At 57.4% G+C, this 25,050-nt stretch carries 24 protein-coding genes; 16 read left to right on the forward strand and 8 right to left on the reverse strand.

The window, feature by feature from the left end:
- Positions 1 to 44 precede the first annotated feature (44 nt).
- The 5 genes from fucO to D5067_RS22810 all read left to right on the forward strand — a co-directional run bounded on the left by fucO (position 45) and on the right by D5067_RS22810 (position 5,054).
- Positions 45 to 1,193, forward strand: coding sequence for a lactaldehyde reductase (gene fucO, locus D5067_RS22790; RefSeq protein ID WP_119938109.1), 1,149 nt, complete (start codon positions 45 to 47; stop codon positions 1,191 to 1,193).
- On the forward strand, positions 1,190 to 1,504 hold the full coding sequence (gene rhaM / locus D5067_RS22795; RefSeq protein ID WP_119938108.1) for an L-rhamnose mutarotase: 315 nt from the start codon (positions 1,190 to 1,192) through the stop codon (positions 1,502 to 1,504). The genes fucO and rhaM overlap by 4 nt, the downstream gene beginning before the upstream one ends.
- A 146-nt stretch (positions 1,505 to 1,650) precedes the next feature.
- Complete coding sequence (locus D5067_RS22800; RefSeq protein ID WP_119938107.1) at positions 1,651 to 2,961, forward strand: 6-phospho-beta-glucosidase; 1,311 nt, start codon at positions 1,651 to 1,653, stop codon at positions 2,959 to 2,961.
- Between the two features lie 28 nt (positions 2,962 to 2,989).
- Entirely contained in the window at positions 2,990 to 4,249 is a 1,260-nt protein-coding gene (locus D5067_RS22805) for a PTS sugar transporter subunit IIC (protein ID WP_119938106.1), read from the forward strand.
- Between the two features lie 79 nt (positions 4,250 to 4,328).
- The gene (locus D5067_RS22810) at positions 4,329 to 5,054 is read left to right on the forward strand and encodes a GntR family transcriptional regulator (protein ID WP_119938105.1); all 726 of its coding nucleotides are present in this window, start codon (positions 4,329 to 4,331) and stop codon (positions 5,052 to 5,054) included.
- A 30-nt stretch (positions 5,055 to 5,084) separates the two neighbouring features.
- Here the strand turns inward: D5067_RS22810 and D5067_RS22815 are convergent, their stop codons facing one another.
- The 4 genes from D5067_RS22815 to D5067_RS22830 all read right to left on the reverse strand — a co-directional run bounded on the left by D5067_RS22815 (position 5,085) and on the right by D5067_RS22830 (position 10,184).
- Positions 5,085 to 6,350 carry an MFS transporter gene (locus tag D5067_RS22815; protein ID WP_119938104.1) on the reverse strand — a complete coding sequence of 422 codons (1,266 nt, stop codon included), beginning with the start codon at positions 6,348 to 6,350 and terminating at the stop codon, positions 5,085 to 5,087.
- Between the two features lie 44 nt (positions 6,351 to 6,394).
- The gene (locus D5067_RS22820) at positions 6,395 to 8,518 is read right to left on the reverse strand and encodes an alpha-galactosidase (protein ID WP_119938103.1); all 2,124 of its coding nucleotides are present in this window, start codon (positions 8,516 to 8,518) and stop codon (positions 6,395 to 6,397) included.
- 104 nt (positions 8,519 to 8,622) lie between these two features.
- Positions 8,623 to 9,618 carry a LacI family DNA-binding transcriptional regulator gene (locus D5067_RS22825; protein WP_119938102.1) on the reverse strand — a complete coding sequence of 332 codons (996 nt, stop codon included), beginning with the start codon at positions 9,616 to 9,618 and terminating at the stop codon, positions 8,623 to 8,625.
- A gap of 17 nt (positions 9,619 to 9,635) precedes the next feature.
- On the reverse strand, positions 9,636 to 10,184 hold the full coding sequence (locus D5067_RS22830) for a helix-turn-helix domain-containing protein (protein ID WP_119938101.1): 549 nt from the start codon (positions 10,182 to 10,184) through the stop codon (positions 9,636 to 9,638).
- A gap of 102 nt (positions 10,185 to 10,286) precedes the next feature.
- Here D5067_RS22830 and D5067_RS22835 point away from each other — a divergent pair, with 102 nt between their 5' ends.
- From D5067_RS22835 to D5067_RS22860, 6 genes are all read left to right on the forward strand, one after another.
- Positions 10,287 to 10,943 carry an AzlC family ABC transporter permease gene (locus D5067_RS22835; RefSeq protein WP_119938100.1) on the forward strand — a complete coding sequence of 219 codons (657 nt, stop codon included), beginning with the start codon at positions 10,287 to 10,289 and terminating at the stop codon, positions 10,941 to 10,943.
- A complete protein-coding gene (locus tag D5067_RS22840) occupies positions 10,943 to 11,266 on the forward strand; it encodes an AzlD domain-containing protein (RefSeq protein WP_119938099.1) in 324 nt (107 codons plus the stop codon). Before D5067_RS22835 ends, D5067_RS22840 begins: the two co-directional genes overlap by 1 nt.
- A gap of 185 nt (positions 11,267 to 11,451) precedes the next feature.
- Positions 11,452 to 11,898, forward strand: a complete 447-nt coding sequence (locus tag D5067_RS22845) for a PTS fructose transporter subunit IIA (RefSeq protein ID WP_119938098.1) — start codon at positions 11,452 to 11,454, stop codon at positions 11,896 to 11,898.
- Positions 11,899 to 11,908: 10 nt separating this feature from the next.
- A complete protein-coding gene (locus D5067_RS22850) occupies positions 11,909 to 13,354 on the forward strand; it encodes a PTS fructose-like transporter subunit IIBC (RefSeq protein ID WP_119938097.1) in 1,446 nt (481 codons plus the stop codon).
- Positions 13,344 to 14,405, forward strand: coding sequence for an aminopeptidase (locus D5067_RS22855; RefSeq protein WP_119938096.1), 1,062 nt, complete (start codon positions 13,344 to 13,346; stop codon positions 14,403 to 14,405). Before D5067_RS22850 ends, D5067_RS22855 begins: the two co-directional genes overlap by 11 nt.
- Positions 14,406 to 14,414: 9 nt before the next feature.
- Complete coding sequence (locus D5067_RS22860) at positions 14,415 to 16,157, forward strand: putative frv operon regulatory protein (protein ID WP_119938095.1); 1,743 nt, start codon at positions 14,415 to 14,417, stop codon at positions 16,155 to 16,157.
- Between the two features lie 46 nt (positions 16,158 to 16,203).
- Here D5067_RS22860 and D5067_RS22865 read toward each other — a convergent pair whose 3' ends face one another.
- Both D5067_RS22865 and fdhD read right to left on the reverse strand, forming a co-directional pair.
- On the reverse strand, positions 16,204 to 16,416 hold the full coding sequence (locus D5067_RS22865; protein WP_119938094.1) for a YdgH/BhsA/McbA family protein: 213 nt from the start codon (positions 16,414 to 16,416) through the stop codon (positions 16,204 to 16,206).
- 114 nt (positions 16,417 to 16,530) lie between these two features.
- Positions 16,531 to 17,367 (reverse strand): formate dehydrogenase accessory sulfurtransferase FdhD, encoded by an 837-nt coding sequence (gene fdhD, locus D5067_RS22870; RefSeq protein ID WP_119938093.1) that lies wholly within the window; start codon positions 17,365 to 17,367, stop codon positions 16,531 to 16,533.
- A gap of 382 nt (positions 17,368 to 17,749) precedes the next feature.
- Between fdhD and fdnG the strand changes: the two genes are divergently transcribed.
- From fdnG to fdhE, 4 genes are read left to right on the forward strand one after another with little or no spacing between them, the layout of a single operon-like run.
- Positions 17,750 to 20,800, forward strand: coding sequence for a formate dehydrogenase-N subunit alpha (gene fdnG / locus D5067_RS22875; protein WP_119938092.1), 3,051 nt, complete (start codon positions 17,750 to 17,752; stop codon positions 20,798 to 20,800).
- 12 nt (positions 20,801 to 20,812) lie between these two features.
- Positions 20,813 to 21,715 carry a formate dehydrogenase subunit beta gene (fdxH, locus tag D5067_RS22880; protein ID WP_064328011.1) on the forward strand — a complete coding sequence of 301 codons (903 nt, stop codon included), beginning with the start codon at positions 20,813 to 20,815 and terminating at the stop codon, positions 21,713 to 21,715.
- On the forward strand, positions 21,712 to 22,347 hold the full coding sequence (fdoI, locus tag D5067_RS22885; RefSeq protein ID WP_008501832.1) for a formate dehydrogenase cytochrome b556 subunit: 636 nt from the start codon (positions 21,712 to 21,714) through the stop codon (positions 22,345 to 22,347). The genes fdxH and fdoI overlap by 4 nt, the downstream gene beginning before the upstream one ends.
- Positions 22,344 to 23,273, forward strand: a complete 930-nt coding sequence (gene fdhE, locus D5067_RS22890; protein WP_119938091.1) for a formate dehydrogenase accessory protein FdhE — start codon at positions 22,344 to 22,346, stop codon at positions 23,271 to 23,273. The genes fdoI and fdhE overlap by 4 nt, the downstream gene beginning before the upstream one ends.
- 39 nt (positions 23,274 to 23,312) lie before the next feature.
- On the opposite strand, the gene D5067_RS22895 is transcribed toward fdhE, so the two are convergent.
- Together D5067_RS22895 and D5067_RS22900 are read right to left on the reverse strand one after the other, a co-directional pair.
- Complete coding sequence (locus tag D5067_RS22895) at positions 23,313 to 23,684, reverse strand: PIN domain-containing protein (protein WP_119938090.1); 372 nt, start codon at positions 23,682 to 23,684, stop codon at positions 23,313 to 23,315.
- Between the two features lie 2 nt (positions 23,685 to 23,686).
- Positions 23,687 to 23,929 (reverse strand): ribbon-helix-helix protein, CopG family, encoded by a 243-nt coding sequence (locus tag D5067_RS22900; RefSeq protein ID WP_015569912.1) that lies wholly within the window; start codon positions 23,927 to 23,929, stop codon positions 23,687 to 23,689.
- Between the two features lie 198 nt (positions 23,930 to 24,127).
- Between D5067_RS22900 and D5067_RS22905 the strand changes: the two genes are divergently transcribed.
- The gene (locus D5067_RS22905) at positions 24,128 to 25,045 is read left to right on the forward strand and encodes an alpha/beta hydrolase (RefSeq protein ID WP_119938089.1); all 918 of its coding nucleotides are present in this window, start codon (positions 24,128 to 24,130) and stop codon (positions 25,043 to 25,045) included.
- The last annotated feature ends 5 nt before the right edge of the window (positions 25,046 to 25,050 follow it).

Consider the following 25,050-nt stretch of genomic DNA (forward strand, 5'->3'; position numbering starts at 1 on the left):
AGCGCCGCCGGGCATAAAAATCACAGTAATTAAGGAGAATTATCATGAGCTTTATGTTGGCGCTTCCCAAAATCAGCCTTCACGGCGCGGGCGCAATCGGCGATATGGTCAACCTGGTGGCAAACAAGCAGTGGGGCAAAGCGCTGGTTGTCACCGACGGCCAGCTGGTAAAACTCGGCCTGCTCGACAGCCTGTTTACCGCGCTGGACGCCCATCAGATGTCGTATCACCTGTTCGATGAGGTCTTCCCGAACCCGACGGAGGCGCTGGTGCAGAAAGGCTATGCGGCATATCAGGACGCGGAGTGTGATTACGTGATTGCCTTCGGCGGCGGCAGCCCGATTGATACCGCAAAGGCAATCAAAATCCTCACCGCCAACCCCGGTCCGTCAACCGATTACTCCGGCGTCGGCAAGGTGAAAAACGCGGGCGTGCCGCTGGTGGCGATCAACACCACCGCAGGCACGGCGGCGGAGATGACCAGCAACGCGGTGATTATTGATTCCGCGCGGCAGGTGAAAGAGGTGATCATCGACCCGAACATCATCCCGGATATCGCCGTGGACGATGCCAGCGTGATGCTCGATATTCCGGCCTCCGTGACCGCCGCAACCGGTATGGATGCGCTAACCCACGCCATTGAAGCCTACGTCTCCGTCGGGGCGCACCCGCTGACCGACGCCAACGCGCTGGAAGCCATTCGCCTGATCAATCTCTGGCTGCCGAAAGCGGTAGAGGACGGGCATAGCCTGGAAGCGCGCGAGCAGATGGCGTTTGGCCAGTATCTGGCGGGCATGGCGTTTAACAGCGCTGGCCTTGGCCTCGTTCACGCCCTGGCGCACCAGCCGGGGGCGACGCACAACCTGCCGCACGGCGTGTGCAACGCCATCCTGCTGCCGATCATCGAAAACTTTAACCGCCCGAACGCGGTGGCCCGCTTCGCCCGCGTGGCGCAGGCGATGGGCGTTGATACGCGCGGCATGAGCGACGAAGCCGCCAGCATGTCGGCTATTCAGGCGATTCGCGACCTGAGCGCTCGCGTCGGCATTCCGTCCGGCTTCAGCCAGCTCGGCGTGACCAAAGCGGATATTGAAGGCTGGCTGGATAAAGCCCTCGCCGACCCGTGCGCGCCGTGTAACCCGCGCACCGCCAGCCGCGACGAGGTCCGCGAGCTGTACCTGGAGGCACTATGATCCGCAAAGCGTTTGTGATGCAGGTAAACCCGGAGGCGCACGAGGAGTACGCGCGTCGCCATAATCCCATCTGGCCCGAGCTGGAAGCGGTGCTGAAAGCCCACGGCGCGCACCACTACGCCATTTACCTCGACAAAGCCCGCAGCCTGCTGTTTGCAACCGTGGAGATTGAATCGGAGGAGCGCTGGAACGCGGTGGCAAACACCGACGTCTGCCAGCGCTGGTGGAAACATATGGGTGACGTTATGCCGTCGAACCCGGACAACAGCCCGGTGAGCGCGGCGCTGAAAGAGGTGTTTTACCTGGACTGATTTCCGTCGTTTTCATCAAAATATGCGCATGCTCGCATTTCTCAAAAACCCCTGACTTACCAGGGGTTTTGCTATTGAATGCTAAACGCCCTGTGTTAATTTCACCCAAAACTGGCATACGCCAGTTAATCATGGAGTGATTTAATATGGCTGATTTAAAGGTTGTTACCCTTGGCGGTGGTTCAGGATATACCCCGGAGCTCATCGACGGATTTATTCGCCGTCACCACGAGCTGCCGGTTAGCGAATACTGGCTGGTGGATATCGAAGCGGGTAAAGAGAAGCTGGACATTGTCGGCGCGCTGGCCCAGCGCATGGTGAAGAAAGCGGGCATCAGCATGACCGTGCACCTGACCACGGATCTGGACGCCGCCCTGAAGGGCGCTAGCTTTGTGACCACGCAAATTCGGGTGGGCCAGCTGGCAGCGCGAATTCAGGATGAAAAAATTCCGTTACGTTACGGCGTGCTCGGCCAGGAGACGACCGGACCTGGCGGGTTTATGAAAGCACAACGCACGATCCCCGTGCTGCTGGATTTATGTAAAAAAATGGAAAGGCTGTGCCCGGACGCATGGCTGATAAACTTCACCAATCCCGCAGGAATAGTCACAGAAGCGCTTGCGAAACATAGCCCCGTTAAGTCGATAGGCATTTGCAGCGGGGCGAACAGCATGATGCGCGACGTTGCGAAAGCCTATAGCGTTGACCGGGATGCAGTGAATGCGAGATTTATTGGCCTTAACCACCTGATTTTTGCCGACCGAATCAAAGTACAGGGTCAGGATCGCACGGATGATTTTATTGAGAAACTGGCTCAGGGCGTGGGCCGACACAATCTAAAAAATATCCCGGATGTCGGGCTGCCTGCCGAATTCATCCGCGCCCTACGGCTCTACCCGCTCTCCTATTTAAAATATTACTATCTCAGCCGTGAAATGGTTGAACACGAGCTCGACGAGCTTAAGCACAGCGGCACGCGAGGAGAGCAGTCGCTTGCTATTGAAAAGTCGCTGTTTTGCCTTTACCGCGATACGACGCTGTGTGAAAAACCCGCGGCCCTCTCCGCCCGAGGCGGCGCGCTTTACTCCGATACGGCCTGTTCCATCATCAGTTCGATTTACAACAATAAGCGTGAAATCCACATCGTTAACGTGCCGAACCAGGGCGCCACGCCCGATCTTCCCGATACCGCGGTCATTGAAACCAACGCCATGATCGACGCCAGCGGCGCGCATCCGCTGCGCTATGGGCCCCTTCCGCGCGCCGTCAGAGGATTGATTCAGAGCGTTAAAGCCTTTGAAGAGTTAACCGTTGAAGCCGCCGTCACGGGGGATCGTCGCACGGCGCTGCTGGCGCTGGCCTCACACCCGCTCGTGCCCTCCGTTGCCGTGGCGGAAGCAATCCTACGCGACTATCTCCACGAGAACCGCGATTTCCTACCGCAGTACGCGCGCTGATGCCCTCGGCTATCGACAGGGAGTTCATATGAACCATTTTCTGGAGAATCAGTTAGTGCCGATCATGATGAAAATCGGCAATAACGTCATTCTCGTCGCCGTACGTAACGGTATCGCCTTTACCCTGCCCTTTATCATTGCTGGCAGCGTGTTTCTTATTGTGGCTAATCTGCCCATTCCCGGCTGGAACGGATGGATTGGGCAATATGCGGATTTGCTCAGTGTCCCGGTACAGGTAACCTTTGGCGCAATTGGCCTGATAGCCGCTATCGGCATTAGCTATAACCTGGCCAGGCACTACGGGCTGGATGGCCTAAGCTGCGTCTGTATCACGGTGGCCGTGTTTTTACTATCGCAAATTGACGAGCATCACAGGATTAACGTTGATAACTTCGGCGCTTCGGGGCTCTTTTCGGCCATTATTTTGTCGGTAATAACGGTCTACATTGTGCGCTTTTTTATCCAGCGCAAGATCTACATCACACTGCCGGACGGCGTGCCTCCTGCCGTGCTGCAGTCATTCGTTAGCCTGGCGCCGGCCTTTCTTTGTCTGGTGCTTATTTGGGTCGTGAGGGTAATACTGAAATTTGATATCAATGCCTTTTTCACCCTGATATTAAGCCCGCTCGTTTCGGGGCTCGACACGCTGCCGGGAATGCTGGTGCTGGTGGGGCTAATCTCCCTACTCTGGTGCTGTGGCATTCACGGCACCAACGTGCTGTCGGGCATTACCAGCCCTATTTTCCTGAAATTTATCGCTGAAAATACCGAGGCGTATCTTTCCCATCAGCCGATACCGCACATCAGCGCCGAGGGCTTCTACACCATATTTATCTGTTCAGGCGGTTCCGGCGCAACCCTGGGTTTAGTATTGGCGATGCTGATGTCAAAGAGCCGCTATTACCGATCCGTAGGCCGCGTGTCTGTGGGGCCTTCGCTGTTTTGCATCAACGAGCCGGTTATTTTCGGCGTGCCGATGGTGCTGAACCCGCTGATGATGATCCCGCTGGTGCTGACGCCGATGTTGATCTGCGGCTGCTCGTGGCTGCTGATGGCTTTTGGCATTATCGGCAAGCCGGTGTTTCAAATTCCGTGGACCATGCCGCCGGTCCTGAATGCCTACTTCGCGACCGGTGGAAATATCCCCGCTGCCATCTGGTCCGGATGCATGGTGCTTATCTCCGCGCTGATCTACTACCCTTTCTTCAAAATGCTTGAGAAGAAGCAACTCGCTCAGGAAAAGCGCGAAAATGAGGCCGAACTGCACCGGCTCGGTGAGCAACGTTAAACTTTAGGGCGCAGGTCTGCGCCCGCCTTATCCTTCGGTGATAAACTGCCCGCATTCATGACTGACTGATATTTTCCTCATGGCCGCTCGCTATATTGAAATCAAAAACAGCATCAGAGACGACATTTTGAATAACCGCTATCGGATGGGCGAAAAAATCCCGTCTGAAAGGGAATTGTCTCTCACCTACGGCGTGACCCGCGTGACCCTGCAAAAATCCATGCACCTGCTGGAGCAGGAGGGTTTTATCGAGCGCATCCACGGAAAGGGAATGTTTGTCACGCGCACCATCACCGACGAACTGTACGAGCTGAACAGCGGCACCGGAGATTCCTTTCTGGGCTTTTCCCGCGAGTTCAATCAGGTAGAAGTATCCAGCCGTCTTATCTGCCATCAGCTGTCATTCCCCAGCCCGTCTATTGCCCGGCAGCTGGAGATGCAGGCCGAACACAGCGTTCACTTTATCCGCCGCGTGCGGCTGATTGACCAGACGCCGGTGCTGGTAGAAGACTCATGGATTAACGCAGCGGTGATTGCCAGCATACCCGACGAGACGCTAAACGGCGGCTCGCTGTATGAATACATCGAAACCTATACCGGGAAAAAAATTAAGTTTTATAACTCGGTTATTGAGGGCGATCTGTTTTCTGAGGAATTGTCTAACCTGCTGGGCATCTCGCCGGGGATGCCGATGCTGAAAGTCTCCGGCATCACCAAACTTGAAGACGGCACCGCCTTTAATTATTCCATTGGCTACAACCGCGCGGATAAATTCAAAATAAAAAATAGCTGGGTGGGGAAATAGCGCGCCACGTTACTCTGTGGCGCTTATGTCTTAGCGAGTCATGGGCGCAGCCTGTAGTGCGTCAACGTCTTTACGGCTTGAAAGCGTAAACGCGGATACCAGCGTGACGGCCAGTACGAAGCAGCCCAGCATCAGGTACGTCTCCTGGAAGCCGATCCGGTCATACATATTCCCGGCAAAGGCGGAGAGGAAAATGGCCGCCGACTGTTTAGCAAACTGGAAGCCGATCAGATAGATAGTCGCCGACAGGCGCGTATCAAATACCCCCGTGATGTACTTAAATGCGCCCACCAGCAGGAACGGAACTTCCAGCGCGTGCAGCATCTTGAGGGCAATGACCTCCGCGGCGGTGGTGGCGAACGACGAGCCGATGATGCGCGTCGCCATGATAAGCCCGGCAATCAGCAGCGTGTTTTTCGCGCCGATGCGGTTAATGATCCACGGCGAGCAGAACATGATGATGGCGTTGCAAATTTCCCCCGCCGTGGTGGCAAAACCAAAGGCCCGGGTGCCTTCCTGCGGCGTGGCGAAGAAGGTTTTAAAGAAGGTGGCAAACTGCTGATCGAAAACGTCATACACGCAGGCCACGCCAATCACGTACAGAATGAACATCCACATTCTGCGCTGGCGGAACAGGTTGAACACGGTTTTAGCGGTGATCTGCGGCTGGTTCGCGCCAAGGGCGTTCATGACCTGCGCCGTCTGGTTGGGCTTCGGCTTCGCGACCACCAGCAGCAGCATCAGCAACAGCGCCGCCGCCGATCCCATCCAGAACACGTACGACGGGTCAATGCCGAACAGGATGCCGCCCGTTGAGGCGCACAGCCCCCAGCCGAGACAGCCGAACATGCGCGCCTTGCCGTATTCGAAGAAGCTGTTGCGGCTCACGCGTTCAATGTAGGCCTCAATCGCCCCCGATCCCGCCGAGAAGACAAAGCCGATATATAACCCGCCGCTCAGCGCCCCCAGCCAGATACTGGTTTTCAGCAATGGCGCGAAGACGTACAGGAAGAACGGCGCGAACAGAAACAGCATTACCGCGACTACCCACAGGAGATGTTTTTTCAGCCCCAGCTTGTCCGAAATCACCCCAAGCACCGGCTGGAAGGCGATGGCCGACAGCGAGATGCAGGAGAAGACAATCCCGGTATGGGTTTTGTTCAGGCCAATGATGTCCGACAGCCAGATCGGCAGGAACGGAAAGCAGGTGGCCATGATGAAGAAGTAGAGAAAGAAGAACAGCCCGAAGATCCAGAAGTTAGGGTTGTCTTTGTGGGTACAGGTTGTTGTGTTCATTATTTTTATCCTCAACGGAGGGACGGCTGCCCGGCCCGTCACCCTTACACGCGTTCAACGCCAATCAGAATGGCGGTTTCCGGATCCAGAATCGGCAGCGCAAGACCCGCCTGCATCAGCCACTCGCCGCTCGCCGTTTGCGGCGTTTCCATCCACGACGGCAGCTTGCGCATGGTGTGTCCACCCTCTCCCGTAATCTGGATATTTGGGTGATCGAGCAGCGTGATGCGGTACTGCGCGCTGGCGTCTAACCCAGGCATGCGCAGCGGCATCATCAGGGTGTAATCCGGCATCCTGAGCTGGCTGACGATAAACAGCCCCTGCGTCTTATCTTCGCTCACGATACCCTGTGCCAGGGTGGTGGCGTCCGGCATATCCACGCGCCACTGCGTGCCGTGATGAATGACCTCGCGCCACCGCTTGTGCAGCGCGGCGTAGTGCCGATAGCCTTCACGCTCATCTTCATCGACGGTAAGCGGATCCAGCTCCAGCCCCATATGGCCAAACAGGGCCGTCAGCCCGCGAAACTGAATGCTGTGCTGGCGGAAGGTCGCGTGGCATTTATGATGACCGATATGCGCGCCCATCACCTCCGGCGGGAAGAAGTAGCTCATGCCGCGCTGGATAGCGTTGCGTTCCAGGGCGTCGTTGTTGTCGGACGCCCAGAAGCGGTGGCTGCGTGTCAGCACTTCGTAATCGATTCGCCCGCCGCCGGAGGAGCAGGATTCAAACTCAATATGCGGGAAGCGCTCGCCCAGCACGTCCAGCAGCCGATAGAACTGGCGGGTCTGCGCGTCGGCGGCGGCCTTGCCGTTGTGCCCCGGCTGCACCAGCTCGCGGTTCATGTCCCACTTCACGTAGTCGACCGCGTGCTCGCCCAGCAGCCAGCTCATGCGCTCCACGAGGTAATCAAAGGCCTCCGGGATGTTGAGGTTGAGCACCAGCTGATGACGTCCGGTCGCCTGGGGATAGCCCGGCAGCGCCAGCACCCAGTCAGGATGCGCGCGATACAGATCCGAATCGGGGTTGATCATCTCAGGCTCAACCCAAATGCCAAACTCCATGCCGAGCCGTTTGACGCGATCGATCACCGGCGTCAGGCCGTTCGGGTATTTTTTTTCGTCCAGATACCAGTCGCCCAGCGCGGCGTGGTCGTCGTTGCGGCCCTTGAACCAGCCGTCGTCGATAATAAAGCGTTCCACCCCCAGCGCCGCGGCCTCGTCGGCCATGCGCATGATGTAGTCCGGGTCGTGGTTGAAGTAGATCCCTTCCCAGGTATTGAGATGCACCGGCCGCGGTTTGTCGTCCGGGAAGCGGATAACGTTATCGCGCAGGTAACGGTGGAACTGCTGGCTCATGCCGTTCAGGCCGCGCGTGGAGTAGCTGGCGTACAGGCGCGGCGTCCAGAGCGTGTCGCCCTCTTCCACGGCCATTTCGCCGGGGAGGTAAAGCGCTTCGGCCTGCAGATAGCGACGACCGTCGGTTTTGGCCTCCGCGCGCAGGCGGTGGTTGCCGCTCCAGCCCAGATGCACGCCCCAGACGTCGCCCTGCATTTCGCTGAACGACGGCGTGCCAGAAATCAGCGCCGGGAAGTGCTCGTGGGAGGTTTTACCCCGGCGGTTTTCAATTACGAAGCCGTCGTGTTCAAGCGTTACGCGGTGCGGCTGGAATTCTCTAATCCAGCGTCCGTGGAAGGCCATCACCTCCTGCGCGCGTTCCGCCACCGGCAGCGTGACGGCGAAGCGATCCACCTGCCAGGGGATCGCTTTCAGGTTCGTTAAGCCATGGCGCACTACCAGCACGCCGCTGGCGTCCAGCGCCAGCTCGCTGGTCAGGCGCAGCCCCGCATGCTCATCCTCAGCGGTAATCGTCAGGGTGTTTAATTCCTGCTGCACCTGCGTGGTTTTGAACACAGGGGAACCGTCCAGCCCCTGGCGGTGCCCCTCAATGCCCGGCGAGCCAAACAGGCCGTGCCCCAGCTCCGCCATCAGCGCGACCGGGGAGTCAACGTCCAGCCTGCCGTTCGCAACAGGGCGCGCAATACTCAGCGCATCCTGCGGCGAAAAGTGCTGAAGGTGCGGCCCCCAGTAGAGAATTTCGGCGAACGGGTGGGTTTTAATCACCACGTCTACCGTATTGCTTTCAAGTCGAAAAATGGAATCTTGCATCAGACATCTCCTGTCGTCGGGATGTCCTGAGTGTTGATCCGAAACGTTTCGGATAGAAACCAAAACGTTTCGGATCTGTGATCGGGTTTGGAATTTTGTTGGGTTTAGGCCGTCTGGCCCGGAGAGAATTCAGGCTGCCAGAGCACCTGAAGCTGCTCAATATCGTCGCCGTTAATCAGCTGGCGCACCATGTCGGCAATCTGTTTCCCAACGCCCTGACGGGTGGACTGAATCACCGACGCCACGTCAATATCGACGATGCTGTCCTGCGGTAATCCATCGTAGACCACCAGCGAGACGGCGCTATCGCCGGTTAAGCGCCCCATCTGCGCCAGCGCCATCGCCGCGCCGTCGCCGTGGGTGTTGCAGTCGGTAATGATGGCCGTGGGCGGCTGCGGCAGGGCGAGAAGCTCTTTGGTGGTGGCATACCCTACGCGGCGCGACGGCGGCATGGCGCGCAGCCATTCGCTGGAAAGCCCGGCCTCGCGCAGAGCGTCCAGATAGCCCTGTCGACGCTGGGTGATGAACGCCTGGTTGTTGCTTTCGCCGAGCAGGGCGATGCGCTGATGGCCTTTCTCGATGAGCCAGCGGGTAGCCTGATACGTACCGGCATAGTTGTCGAAGTCAAACCACGCGTACGGCTGCGGGAGATGGCTGCGCCCGAGCGCGAGGAACGGAAAAGCGGCGGCCTGAAGCTGCACAAGACGCGGATCGTGGTCCAGCGTGTGCGCCACAATAAGCGCATCCACGCGGCGGCTTTGCACCATACGCATATAGCTGTGCTTATCGGCCAAATCATCATCGGCAATCAGCAGCAGGTCGATCTCATGTCGCGCCAGTTCGTGGCTAATTTCGCCGACCATGTCCATAAACACGCTGTTATTGAGCGGAACGGGATGCACCGGAAATACCAGCCCGACGGCGTCGATTTTGCCCATCTTGAGGCGGCGGGCGAAGGTGTTCGGTCGGTAGCCACGACGCTGGGCTTCGGCTTCCACGCGGGCGCGCGTCTCGGCGGAGACGTCGTCATATCCGTTGAGGGCACGGCTGACGGTGGTAACAGACAGCCCCAGTTCTTTGGCAATGGCTTTAAGCGACATGATTTTCCGTATCTTCGTTAATTTTGTTCCGCCACCAGCAGCGCGTGCGTATCCGGCTCCAGCGCCTTAAAGATATGCGGCAGGTCAGCGGGATAGCAAATGTAATCCCCCGGCCCCAGCTCTTCCGCCGCGTCGATCAGGCCGACTAACGCCCGCCCCTGGGTCACAATAATGTGCTCAACCGATCCCGGTGGATGCGGCTGGGAAATGCGGTCTGCGCCCGGCTGGGTGAGCAGCAGGTAGACATCGCGTCGCGCGCCCGGCGGGCAGGCGGCCAGCAGAATGGCCTCGTAGTTGGCCTGCCCGGCAATCACCTTCGTGCCTTCACCCCGGCGTAGCACCTGGGTGGCAGGCTGCTGCGGTTCGAACAGCCGGGCGAAGGGAATATCCAGCGCCACGCAAAGCGACCAGAGCGTTTCCAGGCTCGGGTTGCCGTTGCCGGACTCCAGCTGCGAAAGCGTGGACTTTGCTATTCCGGCGCGTCGGGCAATTTCTGCCAGTGATAGCCCGGTTCGCAGGCGTTCCCGCACCAGGCTTTTGGCGATCGCGCTGATTGGCTGCGTCATATAACGGCCTCTTGTTCTATAAATCGAACGAATCGTTCGTCTTGAAAAACGATGTTGATGCGTTCATTATAATGGAAATACGTTCGATATGGCTAAAATTGTATGAAGCATCACCTCTCCTGCCTGAAAGGCGACACGATAAAAGCAATCATCCTGGTGTGCCTCGCGGTGGGCGTGGTCGGGATGTCCTACGGCTCGCTGGCGATGGCCTACGGCTTCCCGGTCTGGGTGCCGTTTGTGCTCTCCATTACCGTGCTGGCGGGCGCGTCCGAATTTATGTTTATCGGCATTGTGGCGAGCGGCGGTAATCCGCTGGCGGCGGCGGCCGGTTTGCTGGTGAACGCGCGTCATGTACCGTTCGGCGTCACGGTACGTGAGCTGGTCGGCCAGCGCGGCCTGAGCTATTTGGGCTGCCACATCATGAACGACGAAAGCGTGGTGTTCGGCCTGTCGCAGAAAACGCCCGAGCAGCGTAAAGCGGCCTACTGGCTGTGCGGTTTGGGCGTGGCGATTATCTGGCCGCTCGGCGCGCTGCTGGGCGCGATGGTCGGCAAGCTGCTGCCCGCCCCGGAAACCATCGGGCTGGATGCGGTATTCCCGGCCATTCTGCTGGCGCTGGTGGTGCCCGCGTTTAAAAACCGCACCACGCTGATCCGCGCCTGCACCGGCGCGGCGCTGTCGCTTGCCGCCGTGCCGTTTGCCCCGGTGGGCCTGCCGGTTCTGCTCTCTTTACTCGGCCTCGCCGCGAGGAAAAAATAATGGAAAACATGACGGTCTTTATTCTCGGCATTGCCGTGCTCTCTCTGGGAACGTATTTGATGCGCCTCGGCGGGGCAAAACTGGGCAACCGGCTGGCGCTTTCCGAGCGTTCACAGGCCCTGCTCTCCGATGCGGCAACGGTACTGCTGTTTTCGGTGGCGCTGGCGACCACGTTTTATGAAGGGGAACATTTCGCCGGCATGGCGCGGGTGCTGGGCGTGGCGTTTGCGGTGTTTTTAGCCTGGCGAAAGATGCCGTTGATCGTGGTGATCGTCGCGGCGGCGGTGGTGACGGCGCTGCTGCGCCTGGCGGGTTTGCATTGATACAATCACTTCCCTGACGATGAATAATTCGTCAGGGAAATGTCTCACCCCAAAGTGTGCCGCAGCCCACAAATAACCCGCTTCACTCCCTGCCCTCTTGTCACGCCTGCCTGACATATTCCCGCTCAAAGCCGACGTATCGCACCCGTAAAATGCCTTAACGCATTCTTCAACGGAGTGATTCGATGGCCCTTCTCACCGCCCACTGTATTGACCTCAATATTCGCGGCAATAGCCCGTATTCCATTCTCAAAGCGCTGGCCGACATGGCTTATCAAAACGGCTTCGTCGGCGATCGCAGCGCATTTTTACAGACGCTGCTCCTGCGTGAAAAACTGCACTCTACCGGTTTCGGCTCCGGCATCGCCGTTCCGCACGGCAAAAGCGCCACCGTCAGGGCGCCGTTCGTACTGTTTGCACGTCAAACCGAGGGGGTGGACTGGCGAGCCAGCGACGACGAGGCCGTTACCTGCTGGATCTGCCTCGGCGTGCCACCGGAAGGGGAGGATGACCAGGTCAAAGTGATTGGCAGCCTGTGCCGCAGAATTATCCACGACGATTTTATCTCACAGCTTAAGCAGGGCGACGCCGACCAGGTGCTGGCGCTGCTCAACAAGACGCTGAGCCAATAAGGAGCACGCCATGGAACCATCCTTAAAACTGGTGGCGATCACCAACTGCCCGGCGGGCATTGCCCATACCTATATGGTGGCCGAGGCGCTGGAGCGTAAGGCGCGCGATCGGGGCCATATCATTCAGGTGGAAACGCAGGGCTCAAGCGGCGTGGAAAATCATTTGAGTGACGACGCCATTCGCGCGGCAGACTACGTAATTCTGGCAACCGGGCGCGGGCTGAGCGCGGACGATCGCGCCCGCTTTGCCGGAAAGCAGGTTTATCAGATCCCGATTTCACAGGCACTCAAAAATATCGACGCCATTTTTGATAATTTAGCCTCTCAATCACAGTTTTTCGCCGCCGATAGCAGTGTGAAGCTGGGTAAACAGGATGTGCAAAAAGGCAGCGTGATGAGCCATCTGATGGCGGGCGTCTCCGCCGCGCTGCCGTTTGTCATCGGCGGCGGTATTCTGGTCGCGCTCGCCAATACGCTGGTACAGCTGGGGCTACCGTACACTGATATGGCGAAAGGCGCGCCGTCGTTTACCTGGGTGGTGGAGTCCATCGGCTACCTGGGCTTTACCTTTATGATCCCGATTATGGGCGCGTACATTGCGCTGTCGATAGCCGACAAACCAGCCTTCGCCCCGGCGTTTCTGGTGTGCTATCTGGCGAATGATAAGGGGCTGCTCGGGACGCAGTCCGGCGCGGGGTTCCTCGGGGCCGTGGTGCTGGGGCTGGCGATTGGCTACTTCGTGCTGTGGTTCCGCAAGGTTAGGCTTGGCAAGGCGCTTCAGCCGCTTCTCGGCTCAATGCTGATTCCGTTCGTGACGCTGCTGGTGTTTGGCGTACTGACCTGGTACGTGGTCGGGCCGCTGATGTCCGATCTGATGGGCGGCCTGCTGCATTTCCTGAATACCATTCCACCGTCGATGAAGCTGGGCGCGGCATTTTTAGTAGGCGCGATGCTGGCGTTCGATATGGGCGGCCCGGTTAATAAAACCGCGTGGTTCTTCTGCTTCTCGCTGCTGGAAAAACATATCTACGACTGGTACGCCATTGTCGGTGTGGTCGCGCTGATGCCGCCCGTCGCGGCGGGTATTGCCACCTATCTTGCCCCGAAGCTGTTTACCGAACAGGAAAAAGCGGCCGCCAGCAGCGCGATTGTGGTGGGCGCGACCGTCGCCACCGAACCGGCCATCCCTTACGCGCTGGCGGCCCCGCTGCCGATGCTGACCGCCAATACCCTCAGCGGCGGGATCGCGGGCATGCTGACTGTTTCATTTGGCATTCAGCGCCTTGCCCCCGGGCTGGGCGTGTTCGATCCGCTGATTGGCCTTATGTCTCCGGCAAGCTCTTTCTATCTGGTGCTGGCGATTGGTCTGGCGCTGAATATCTCGCTGATTATTTTACTCAAAGGCGGCTGGCTGAAGCGGCAGGCCGCGCGAAGGGAGGCAATTCATGAACGCTAATTTACTGAAAGCACTGTGTGACGCCAACGCGGTGAGCGGCGACGAACAGGAAGTGCGCGATATCCTGATCGACACGCTGGAGCCGCACGCCGATGACATCACCTTTGACGGGCTGGGCAGCTTTATCGCCCGTAAAGGCGCACGCGGTCCGAAGGTAGCGATTGTCGGGCACATGGATGAGGTCGGATTTATGGTGACCCATATTACCGACGAGGGCTTTATCCGCTTCGATACCATTGGTGGCTGGTGGAGCCAGTCGATGCTAAACCACCGCGTGACCATCCGCACCCGAAGCGGGAGGAAAATTCCCGGCGTGATTGGCTCCGTTGCGCCACATGCCCTGAGCGAAAAGCAAAAAAGCCTGCCGATGAGTTTTGATGAGATGTTTGTCGATATTGGGGCCAACAGTCGTGAAGAGGTACTGAGCCGCGATATCGCAATGGGGGATTTTATCAGTCCGGAATCAGACTTTTGCAGATGGGGCGAGGATAAGATTGTCGCCAAAGCGCTGGATAACCGCGCGGGATGCGCGCTGATGGCAGAGCTATTTGTGGCGGTCAATAACCCGGACATCACCCTTTTTGGCGTGGGCAGCGTCGAAGAGGAAGTGGGCCTGCGCGGGGCACAAACGTCTGCCGAGCACATTAAGCCGGACGTGGTTATCGTGCTGGATACCGCCGTGGCGGGTGATGTACCGGGCATCGACGCCGTGAAGTATCCACTCAGGCTGGGCCAGGGGCCGGGCGTAATGCTGTTCGACAAACGCTATTTCCCGAACCAGACGCTGCTGAGCGCACTAAAAACCAGCGCAGCCAAACGGGAAACGCCGCTGCAATTCAGTACCATGAAAACCGGCGCGACCGACGGCGGGCGTTATAACGTGATGGGCGGGGGTCGTCCGGTGGTCGCGCTGTGTTTACCCACGCGATATCTGCACGCCAATAGCGGTATGATCTCGACAATGGATTACGATGCGGCCTTCGCGATGGTGCATGAACTGCTGATGTCGCTGAACGAGGAAAAGGTCGCCGCGATGACGCATTTTCGCTAAGGACGCATCATGCTCAATGAACGCCAGTTTGCCCTACTCGACGAACTTGAATCGCAGCCCGTATCGCTTAGCGTGCTGGCGCGGCAGACCGGCGTTTCCGCTCGCACTATCCTACGCGATATCGACTACCTTAACTTTACCCTGAGCGGCAAGGCGCGCATCAGAGCCATGGGCAGCACCCTGTATCAGCTGGATATGATTGACCGCAAAGGCTATTTCCAGCTTTTACAGCGCCATGATAATGATGATCGGATGCTGGCGCTGCTGCTGATCAATCCGGTCATCTCCCGCGCGCAGCTTGCTGACGCGCTGAATTTACCCGACGCCTGGGTGGCCGAGCGTTTACCACGCCTGAAAGTACGTCACGCCCGGGCATTTACCCTCGCAAGCCGCCCCGGTTCTGGCCATTACGTGGCGGTCGGGCAGGATAAGCGCATTATTTTGCTGGCTAACCTGTTTCGAAAAGATCCCTTTGTTTATCCACTCGCAGGCATAACTACCGACACCTTCGCCACGCTTCAGGAGCAGTGTCGTCAGCTCACGGACTGGCCTGACGTGGCGACAGACTATGTGGTGAGTACGATCCTCGCGGCGTACGCCCTGCGCCAGCATCTTATCGACACCTCTTCGTTCCATGGAAATCACGCGTTAAAGCCGTGTACAGAACGTGCGGGCATCTGGATAAACCCTGTGGTCCTCAGCGTGCTGGCTAAACGGCTGGACAGTTTGCAGCAGCAGGCGAACGGCATGACGCCTGAATACGTAACCGAACGGCTTGCCGCCAATACCACGGCGGGTCAACCTCACATCGTCGACGCGCAGCTGATTGAGGATTTAACTGGCCATCTCAAGCGCTGCGTCGCCATGCCGCAATGGCTTGCTGAGAACCGTCAGGGATCAATGAATAATCTTAAAGCCGCGTGGCCGGCGGCGTTCGACATGAGCGTAAAATTCATTAATCATCTGCGAACGGTGGTGGATATACCGCTTATCGACAGCGATCTCCCGGGGCTTTACTTCGCCTGCGCGCTGGAACGACACCATCACGAATCGACCCCGGTTATTCTTCTCTCTGACCAGAATGCGATTGCGACAATTAATAAAATGGCGATTGAACGCGAGGTGTTGAACTGCCGGGTGATGGTGGTACGCACGCCCGAGGCGCTTTGGGCGCTGTGTGATGAGTTGACGCCAGGAGTGGTGATTAACAATAGCCATTACCCGCTGGATGACAGGCAGGACCGCGTGCTGACCATCCGCAATATTATTAGTGCCGCCGGTATCGATCAGATTAAAGATTATCTGGCATCTGCGTTTATCCGCCAGCAGCCGGAGCGCTTTTTCCCACAAGACGGGGATTTTCACTATCACAATGCTCCGGGCGAAAGCTGGGCGCAGATCGTCAATGGTATTACGGCACGGCTGTGCGGTGATAAATGCATGAGTTCAACTGAAGCGCAGCACATTTGTCAGCGAGAGCGGGAAGGCGAGAATTTAATTGTGAATCGGATTGCCATTCCTCACTGCTGGAGCGAACGGCCACAGCCCTTTCGTGGGTATTTTATTACCCTTGAGTCGCCAGTGTGCGTTAACGGTGATGAGGTCAGGCATGTGCTGATGGCCTGCGCCAGCGCAGCGAATCGGCAGGAACTGAAGATATTTAGCTTTTTGGCCAGCGTGCTGAGCCGCCATTCGCCAGAGACGATCGAGAAATTAAAGCACTACGGGGAGTTTATGGCGCTACTACGGTAAGAAACCTGTCCCCGCACCGAAGCGCAAGGGACAGTGGCTACACGGCTTATTTGTTCAGTTCAGCGGTCATGTGTACACGGTTACCGGTGAAGGCCTGAGTAATTTTGTAAGACGATGCGCCTGCTTCCTGAGCCTGTGCGGCGATTTTCGCTTCTGCACCATCAATGGTAGAGGCGGTTGCGGTCACAGACTGTGCAGCGAAAGAACCGAAAGAAGTAGCCAGAGCGATTACAGCGACAAAAGTTTTGATGCTTTTCATAAGATAAACCCTTTCATTAAGTTGTTTAGGTAAGGCGCTTTGCCTTGATGAGATAAATAATAGACCTCATCATGAACAACTAAAAGCGGAAGGATTTGCTATTCTCTTTCAAAATTACTGACCAACAATTAAGCGCTGTGGATGGGTATAAATCGTTGCCCTTCCCGGCTTGCAGAAGCCCACCAGCGTCAGGTTGCAGCGCTCTGCCACTTCTACCGCCAGCGTCGTCGCCGCCGAGACCGCAAACAGGATCTCTACGCCGCACATGGCCGCCTTTTGCACCATCTCATAGCTGGCGCGGCTGGAAACGAGCGCCGCGCCCTGCTGCCAGACGGCATTTTCACGCGCGCGGCGGCCCAGCAGCTTGTCCAGCGCCACGTGGCGACCCACGTCTTCATGACCACCGATAATCTCGCCCGCCGGGAGGACCCACGCCGCCGCATGCGTACAGCCGCTCAGCTGACCAATAGGCTGAACGTCGTTGAGGTGCTCAAGCGCTTTATCGAGGTTCCCAAGGTTAAAGGTCTGGGTAAACGGCAGCGGCGCGACGGGTTTACCGATATCGTTGAGCTGCTCTACGCCGCAAACGCCGCAGCCGGTGCGGCCGGCCAGCGCGCGGCGGCGCTCTTTCAGCCCCATAAAGCGACGGCTTGAGAGTTCGATTTGCACCTCGAGGCCGTTGCAGGCCTGCACCACGTCCATGCCGTAGATCTCCTGCGGATGGTCGATGATGCCTTCCGAGAGGGAAAAACCGATCGCGAACAGCTCAAGATCTTTCGGCGAGGCCATCATCACCACGTGCGAGATCCCGTTGTAAACCAGGGCAACGGGCACTTCCTCCGCCAGAAAATCGGGCGTGGCGTGGGTAATGTGGGGCGGTCTGTGCACCGACAGTTCCACAACGCCCGCAGGCAGGGGTAACGAGTGGGCAGCACGGTTTAGTTTAGACACAACGGTATTCCTGAAAAACCACGGAGGTGAGCCTGCTATTGCACCATAAAGCGCAGGCCTTACGCATAGTATGGATCAACTTTTCAGCACCCATCCTCATCAAGTTTACCTACTCCCTCGGGATAGGTGCAATACAGCGCATGCTACACCCCTTTAACATGCAGGGTTAATATTGTGATTGATATCACATTTTATAATCAATGACGTGATAATACGTTCACTTTGTTTTAACGCCATTGGAACAGGCGTACCGACATTGTGGTATTCTGGTGATATCCCTCGGAGAAATGAGGGATTAACGCAAATTTTTCTCCTTTGCGGTCAATTCTCAACCGCAAAGTAAAACTACAAAGCAATGTCGAAATGAACCAAGGAGTGACCCATGCAGGTCAGCAGAAGGCAGTTCTTTAAGATCTGCGCTGGCGGTATGGCAGGCACAACGGCAGCGGCACTGGGCTTCGCGCCCGGCGTAGCGCTGGCGGAAACACGGCAGTACAAACTGCTGCGCACCCGCGAAACCCGTAACACCTGTACGTACTGCTCCGTCGGCTGTGGGCTGTTGATGTATAGCCTCGGCGACGGTGCAAAAAATGCCAAAGCGTCTATCTTCCACATCGAAGGCGACCCGGACCATCCGGTAAACCGTGGAGCGTTGTGCCCGAAAGGGGCTGGTCTGGTGGACTTTATCCACTCCGAAAGCCGCCTGAAATTCCCGGAATATCGCGCGCCAGGCTCAGACAAGTGGCAGCAAATCAGCTGGGAAGAGGCGTTTGACCGCATCGCAAAACACATTAAAGAAGATCGCGATGCCAACTTTATTGAGAAGAACGGCGACGGCGTCACCGTCAACCGCTGGCTCTCTACCGGCATGCTGTGTGCTTCTGCCTCCAGCAACGAAACCGGTTATTTAACCCAGAAATTCACGCGCGCACTCGGTATGCTCGCGGTCGACAACCAGGCGCGCGTCTGACACGGACCAACGGTAGCAAGTCTTGCTCCAACATTTGGTCGCGGTGCGATGACCAACCACTGGGTCGACATCAAGAACGCCAACCTCATCGTGGTGATGGGCGGTAACGCCGCTGAAGCGCACCCCGTCGGGTTCCGCTGGGCGATGGAAGCCAAAATCCACAACGGTGCGAAACTGATTGTGATCGATCCCCGCTTTACGCGTACTGCGTCAGTGGCGGATTTCTACACCCCTATTCGTTCAGGTACTGACATCACTTTCCTGTCAGGCGTATTGCTGTACCTGATGACCAACGAAAAATATAACCGCGAATACACCGAAGCCTATACCAACGCCAGCCTGATCGTGCGTGAGGACTACAGCTTCGACGATGGCCTGTTCAGCGGGTATGACGCCGAGAAACGCAAATACGACAAAACCAGCTGGAACTACGAGCTGGACGAGAAAGGCTTTGCGAAGCGCGATACCACCCTGCAGCACCCGCGCTGCGTGTGGAACCTGCTGAAAGAGCACGTTTCCCGCTACACGCCGGACGTTGTGGAAAACATCTGTGGGACGCCGAAGGCGGACTTCCTGAAGGTGTGCGAGCTTATCGCCGAAACCAGCGCGAAAGACAAAACCGCGTCGTTCCTGTATGCGCTCGGCTGGACGCAGCACTCCATCGGCGCGCAGAACATCCGCACCATGGCGATGGTTCAGCTGCTGCTCGGCAACATGGGGATGGCAGGCGGCGGCGTGAACGCCCTGCGCGGCCACTCCAACATTCAGGGCCTGACCGACCTCGGCCTGCTCTCTCAAAGCCTGACGGGGTATATGAACCTGCCGAGCGAGAAGCAGACCGACCTGCAGACCTACCTGACGGCCAGCACGCCAAAACCGCTGCTCGAAGGCCAGGTGAACTACTGGGGCAACTATCCGAAGTTCTTCGTCTCAATGATGAAAGCCTTCTTCGGCGACAAAGCGACGGCTGAAAACAGCTGGGGCTTTGACTGGCTGCCGAAGTGGGACAAGGGCTACGACGTTCTGCAGTATTTCGAAATGATGCACCAGGGCCAGGTCAACGGCTATATCTGCCAGGGCTTTAACCCGGTGGCCTCGTTCCCGAACAAAAACAAGGTTGTTGCCTCACTGTCGAAGCTGAAGTTCCTGGTCACAATTGACCCGCTCAATACCGAGACCTCGACCTTCTGGCAGAACCACGGTGAATCGAACGACGTCGATCCGTCGACGATTCAGACCGAAGTGTTCCGTCTGCCGTCCACCTGCTTCGCGGAAGAGAACGGTTCTATCGTTAACTCCGGCCGCTGGCTGCAGTGGCACTGGAAAGGCGCGGACGCCCCGGGCATCGCCATGAACGACGGCGAGATCCTGGCCGGTATCTTCTTACGCCTGCGTAAGATGTATGCGGCAGAAGGCGGCGCGAACCCGGAACCGGTGCTGAACATGACCTGGAACTACTCGACGCCGGAAAACCCTGCGCCGGAAGAAGTGGCGATGGAGAGCAACGGTAAGGCGCTGGCGGACGTTATCGACCCGGCCACCGGCACCGTGCTGGCGAAGAAAGGCGATCAGCTCAGCACCTTCGCGCACCTGCGCGATGACGGCACGACCTCCAGCGGCTGCTGGATCTTTGCCGGCAGCTGGACGCCGAAGGGCAACCAGATGGCCAACCGCGACAACGCCGACCCGTCGGGCCTCGGCAATACGCTGGGCTGGGCATGGGCGTGGCCGCTCAACCGCCGCATCCTCTATAACCGCGCATCCGCTGACCCGCAGGGCAACCCGTGGGATCCGAAGCGTCAGCTTCTGAAGTGGGACGGCGCGAAATGGGGCGGCGTGGATATTCCGGACTACAGCACTGCCGCACCGGGCAGCGACGTTGGGCCGTTTATCATGCAGCCTGAAGGGATGGGACGCCTGTTTGCTATCGATAAGATGGCGGAAGGTCCGTTCCCGGAACACTACGAGCCGTTTGAGACGCCGCTGGGCACCAACCCGCTGCACCCGAACGTGGTCTCTAACCCGGCAGCCCGTATCTTCAAGGGCGACTTTGAAGCGCTGGGTAAAAAGGACAAGTTCCCGTACGTGGGCACCACCTACCGTCTGACCGAACACTTCCACTACTGGACCAAGCACGCGCTGCTTAACGCCATCGCGCAGCCGGAGCAGTTCGTGGAGATCGGCGAGAAGCTGGCGGGCAAGCTCGGCATCGCCCATGGCGATACCGTCAAGGTCTCCTCTAACCGCGGCTACATTAAGGCCAAGGCGGTGGTGACCAAGCGTATTCGCACGCTGAACGTTCACGGACAGCAGGTGGATACCATCGGCATCCCAATTCACTGGGGTTACGAGGGCGTGGCGAAGAAAGGGTTCATTGCGAACACCCTGACGCCGTTCGTCGGCGATGCGAACACGCAGACGCCGGAGTTTAAGGCCTTCCTCGTGAACGTGGAAAAGGTGTAACGGAGACGACTTATGGCTTATCAATCTCAAGACATTATCCGTCGTTCCGCGACAAACAGTTTCACGCCCGCGCCTCAGGCGCGGGACCACCAGCAGGAAGTGGCGAAGCTTATCGACGTGACCACCTGTATCGGCTGTAAAGCCTGTCAGGTGGCCTGTTCAGAGTGGAACGACCTGCGTGACGAAGTGGGTCACAACGTCGGGGTGTACGACAACCCGGCGGACCTGACCGCCAAGTCCTGGACGGTGATGCGTTTCTCGGAAGTGGAGCAGAACGACAAGCTGGAATGGCTTATCCGCAAAGACGGCTGTATGCACTGTGCGGATCCGGGCTGCCTGAAGGCGTGTCCGTCAGAAGGGGCTATCATTCAGTATGCCAACGGCATCGTCGACTTCCAGTCCGAGCAGTGCATTGGCTGCGGCTACTGCATCGCCGGCTGTCCGTTCGACGTACCGCGCCTGAACCCGGAAGACAACCGCGTCTACAAATGCACGCTGTGCGTTGACCGCGTCACCGTCGGCCAGGAGCCTGCGTGCGTGAAGACCTGCCCAACCGGCGCTATCCACTTTGGCTCCAAAGAGGATATGAAAACGCTGGCGGCAGAGCGCGTGGGCGAGCTGAAAACCCGCGGTTACGACAACGCGGGCCTGTACGATCCGTCAGGCGTTGGCGGTACGCACGTGATGTACGTGCTGCACCACGCCGACAAGCCGAATCTGTATCACGGCCTGCCGGAGAACCCGGAAATCAGCGCCACCGTGAAGTTCTGGAAAGGCATCTGGAAACCGCTGGCAGCGGTCGGTTTTGCTGCCACCTTCGCAGCGAGCATCTTCCACTACGTCGGCGTTGGTCCGAACCGCGCGGAAGAGGAAGACGACAACCTGCATGAAGAGAAAGACGAGGTGCGCAAATGAGAAAACGTGACACCATCGTGCGCTACACCGCGCCGGAACGCATCAACCACTGGGTCACCGCCTTCTGCTTCATGCTGGCGGCGATAAGCGGGCTGGGGTTCTTCTTCCCGTCCTTCAACTGGCTGATGCAGATCATGGGGACACCGCAGCTGGCGCGTATCCTGCACCCGTTTGTGGGCGTCATCATGTTCGCGTCGTTCATCATCATGTTTTTCCGCTACTGGCACCATAACCTAATCAATCGGGATGATATCTTTTGGGCGAAGAATATTCGTAAGATCGTCGTCAACGAGGAAGTAGGTGATACCGGGCGTTATAACTTCGGCCAGAAATGCGTATTCTGGGCGGCGATTATCTTCCTGGTCCTGTTGCTGGTGAGCGGCGTGATCATCTGGCGTCCGTACTTTGCGCCTGCTTTCTCAATCCCGGTGATCCGATTCGCGCTGATGCTGCATTCATTTGCCGCAGTGGCGCTAATTGTGGTTATCATGGTGCATATCTACGCCGCCCTTTGGGTGAAAGGCACCATTACCGCGATGGTGGAAGGATGGGTTACCAGCACGTGGGCGAAGAAACATCACCCGCGCTGGTACCGTGAAGTCCGCCAGAAACAGGAAAAGTCATCTGAATGAGTATTCGCATAATCCCGCAAGATGAGCTGGGGTCGAGCGAGAAACGCACGGCGGATTACATTCCGCCGTTGTTATTCCCCAGACTCAAGAACCTCTACAACCGCCGCGCAGAGCGTCTGCGCGAGCTGGCAGAGAATAACCCGCTGGGCGATTTTCTGCGCTTTGCCGCGCTGGTTGCCCACGCGCAGGAAGTGGTGCTGTACGACCACCCGCTGCAAATGGATCTGACCGCGCGCATCAAGGAAGCCAACGTCCAGGGCAAGCCGCCGCTGGATATTCACGTGCTGCCGCGCGACAAGCACTGGCAAAAGCTGCTGAATTCGCTCATTGCCGAGCTGAAGCCGGAAATGAGCGGTACCGCGCTGGCGGTTATCGAGAATCTGGAAAAAGCCTCTGACCTGGAGCTGGAAGAGATGGCGAGCGCGCTGTTCGCGTCCGACTTCTCCCTGGTGAGCAGCGATAAAGCGCCTTTCATCTGGGCTGCGCTGTCGCTCTACTGGGCGCAAATGGCAAGCCTGATCCCGGGCAAGGCCCGCGCCGAATACGGTGAGGCACGTCAGTTCTGCCCGGTCTGCGGCTCAATGCCGGTCTCCAGCATGGTGCAGATTGGCACCACTCAGGGGCTGCGCTACCTGCACTGCAACCTGTGTGAAACCGAGTGGCACGTGGTGCGCATCAAGTGCAGCAACTGCGAACAGACCCGCGATCTGAACTACTGGTCGCTGGAAAACGAAGAAGCGGCGGTGAAAGCGGAGAGCTGCGGCGACTGCGGGACCTACCTGAAGATTCTGTATCAGGAAAAAGACCCGAAAGTCGAAGCCGTGGCCGACGATCTCGCCTCGCTGATTCTGGACGCGAAGATGGAGCAGGAGGGCTTTGCCCGCAGCTCGATTAACCCGTTCCTGTTCCCGGGTGAGGGGGAGTAATCTCCTGTGAGAGTGCCGGGCGGCGCGAGCTTGCCCGGCCTACAGGTGGTAAGGCGTAAGGACCTCGTCAATACCCGCAAAAACTTTCGTGTTGCGAGAAATCAACGGACATTTTCTGCTCTGCGCTGTGGCCAGGATGATAGCATCAGGCAGTTTCATTCCATGCTTCTCACGTAGTAAAACGCTTCTTTCCGCGATATCCCGAGACACATCAATAATTTCAAAAGCGCCCATCACGGCTGCCGTTTTCGCTTCATGACCATGCCTGCGAGCGCCCACCATCACTTCCATCCAGGTAATTAAGCTGACGGCACGATGCGACGCGGTATGCTCAATCGCATCCGCAGCTTCAACACGGTTGTTGAAGAGATCAATGAGAATATTGGTGTCAAACACGGCCATATTCTTCATGATCACCACTCCTCACGCAGCTTACGTTCATACTCAAGCCCGTCCTCTTTTCTGTCTCCCCACAGACCAAGCGCATTTCGGATAACAGAAGAACTCTGCTGGTCGAGATACAGCTCTATCGCTTCCCGAAGCAGTTCAGCACGTGGCTGATTTCGCAATTGCTTGAGGTTATCCAAACGTTGAATCACGTCATCAGACAAATCGATAAGTATTCTGCCCATATCAAGTTCCGCCAAAACGCTCATATATCACCTTAGCATATCATCTTCGGTTAATTTTCAGGCAAAATACTCCTTATCAATTTAGGGTGAAAGGACGTTTTTTAGGGAATGATCGATTTTGCGAGCCGCTTTCCACAATATTCACCTCTTAACATTTCTCTGTTTTCATCTGCTGTAAACCAGGCTATAAACTGTATAAACACACAGTAAAAGGACGTAACCATGGCTCTGGAGAAGGGTATTGATAAGCTGGTACAGGAGTTTATTGCCGCAGGACGACCTTCCTCGCGAAAGCAGAGTATTGATGACCGGAGAAGCGGGTATGTCGCCAGCACAGCGCTGGCCGGAGAAACAGAAACACGTGTCCAGGTTGAGACGCTTGTTCTTGAGGATATGACCTTTCAGGTATTTTCGCCTTTCAATGCCCCTGAAATGTTACCTTCTGCCCTCTACTATCATGGCGGTTGTTTTGTCAGCGGTGGGTTTGAAACCCATGATAATCAGCTTCGCCAACTGGCGTTTTACGGTAACTGCCGGGTCATTGCGGTTCAGTACAGACTCGCACCCGAGCATACGTTCCCCGCTGCGCATGACGATGCAGAGAGAGCGGCAGATCTTGTCTGGCAAAATGCAGAACAATTAGGTGTGGATAAAAACCGGATTACACTTTGTGGAGACAGCGCGGGAGGTCATCTTGCGCTGGTAACGTCATTGCGGCTTAAAGCCAAAGGTCTCTGGGATCCCGCGCAGCTCCTTCTTATCTATCCCATGCTCGACGCTACGGCCAGTTTTGAAAGCTATACCCTCAATGGCATGGATTACGTGATTACTCGCGATACCCTTTTGAGCGGATATGAAATGTATCTGGCCGGGGCCGATCGCCAGCATCCAGAAGCCAGCCCGCTGTGGCGGGATGATCTTAGCGGTCTTCCTCCAGTACACATTATTACCGCTGAATATGATCCGCTATGCGATGAGGGTGAGATGTTGTATCAGCATCTGTCTGAGCAGGGCGTGACATGCACGGCCCAACGGTGGCTGGGCGTGATACATGGCTTCTTTCAGCTTGGCGGCGTGAGCCAGTCAGCGAGGGACGTGATGCGGGATATCGCCTGGCGTATCAGTGCCGCCCGGCGATAAAACCG

It is taken from the genome of Enterobacter huaxiensis, assembly GCF_003594935.2.
Classification (GTDB): Bacteria; Pseudomonadota; Gammaproteobacteria; order Enterobacterales; family Enterobacteriaceae; genus Enterobacter; species Enterobacter huaxiensis.

Bases quoted from the DNA above. Each gene is read 5' to 3' on its own strand.
- D5067_RS22840 (WP_119938099.1), top strand. From the start codon at position 10,943: ATGGAAAACATGACGGTCTTTATTCTCGGCATTGCCGTGCTCTCTCTG.
- D5067_RS22800 (WP_119938107.1), top strand. From the start codon at position 1,651: ATGGCTGATTTAAAGGTTGTTACCCTTGGCGGTGGTTCAGGATATACC.
- D5067_RS22850 (WP_119938097.1), top strand. From the start codon at position 11,909: ATGGAACCATCCTTAAAACTGGTGGCGATCACCAACTGCCCGGCGGGC.
- fucO (WP_119938109.1), top strand. From the start codon at position 45: ATGAGCTTTATGTTGGCGCTTCCCAAAATCAGCCTTCACGGCGCGGGC.
- D5067_RS22900 (WP_015569912.1), bottom strand. From the start codon at position 23,929: ATGAGCGTTTTGGCGGAACTTGATATGGGCAGAATACTTATCGATTTG.
- D5067_RS22905 (WP_119938089.1), top strand. From the start codon at position 24,128: ATGGCTCTGGAGAAGGGTATTGATAAGCTGGTACAGGAGTTTATTGCC.
- D5067_RS22820 (WP_119938103.1), bottom strand. From the start codon at position 8,518: ATGCAAGATTCCATTTTTCGACTTGAAAGCAATACGGTAGACGTGGTG.
- D5067_RS22815 (WP_119938104.1), bottom strand. From the start codon at position 6,350: ATGAACACAACAACCTGTACCCACAAAGACAACCCTAACTTCTGGATC.
- D5067_RS22895 (WP_119938090.1), bottom strand. From the start codon at position 23,684: ATGAAGAATATGGCCGTGTTTGACACCAATATTCTCATTGATCTCTTC.
- rhaM (WP_119938108.1), top strand. From the start codon at position 1,190: ATGATCCGCAAAGCGTTTGTGATGCAGGTAAACCCGGAGGCGCACGAG.
- D5067_RS22855 (WP_119938096.1), top strand. From the start codon at position 13,344: ATGAACGCTAATTTACTGAAAGCACTGTGTGACGCCAACGCGGTGAGC.
- D5067_RS22845 (WP_119938098.1), top strand. From the start codon at position 11,452: ATGGCCCTTCTCACCGCCCACTGTATTGACCTCAATATTCGCGGCAAT.
- D5067_RS22805 (WP_119938106.1), top strand. From the start codon at position 2,990: ATGAACCATTTTCTGGAGAATCAGTTAGTGCCGATCATGATGAAAATC.
- D5067_RS22810 (WP_119938105.1), top strand. From the start codon at position 4,329: ATGGCCGCTCGCTATATTGAAATCAAAAACAGCATCAGAGACGACATT.
- D5067_RS22825 (WP_119938102.1), bottom strand. From the start codon at position 9,618: ATGTCGCTTAAAGCCATTGCCAAAGAACTGGGGCTGTCTGTTACCACC.
- D5067_RS22860 (WP_119938095.1), top strand. From the start codon at position 14,415: ATGCTCAATGAACGCCAGTTTGCCCTACTCGACGAACTTGAATCGCAG.
- fdhE (WP_119938091.1), top strand. From the start codon at position 22,344: ATGAGTATTCGCATAATCCCGCAAGATGAGCTGGGGTCGAGCGAGAAA.
- D5067_RS22830 (WP_119938101.1), bottom strand. From the start codon at position 10,184: ATGACGCAGCCAATCAGCGCGATCGCCAAAAGCCTGGTGCGGGAACGC.
- fdoI (WP_008501832.1), top strand. From the start codon at position 21,712: ATGAGAAAACGTGACACCATCGTGCGCTACACCGCGCCGGAACGCATC.
- fdxH (WP_064328011.1), top strand. From the start codon at position 20,813: ATGGCTTATCAATCTCAAGACATTATCCGTCGTTCCGCGACAAACAGT.
- D5067_RS22865 (WP_119938094.1), bottom strand. From the start codon at position 16,416: ATGAAAAGCATCAAAACTTTTGTCGCTGTAATCGCTCTGGCTACTTCT.
- D5067_RS22835 (WP_119938100.1), top strand. From the start codon at position 10,287: ATGAAGCATCACCTCTCCTGCCTGAAAGGCGACACGATAAAAGCAATC.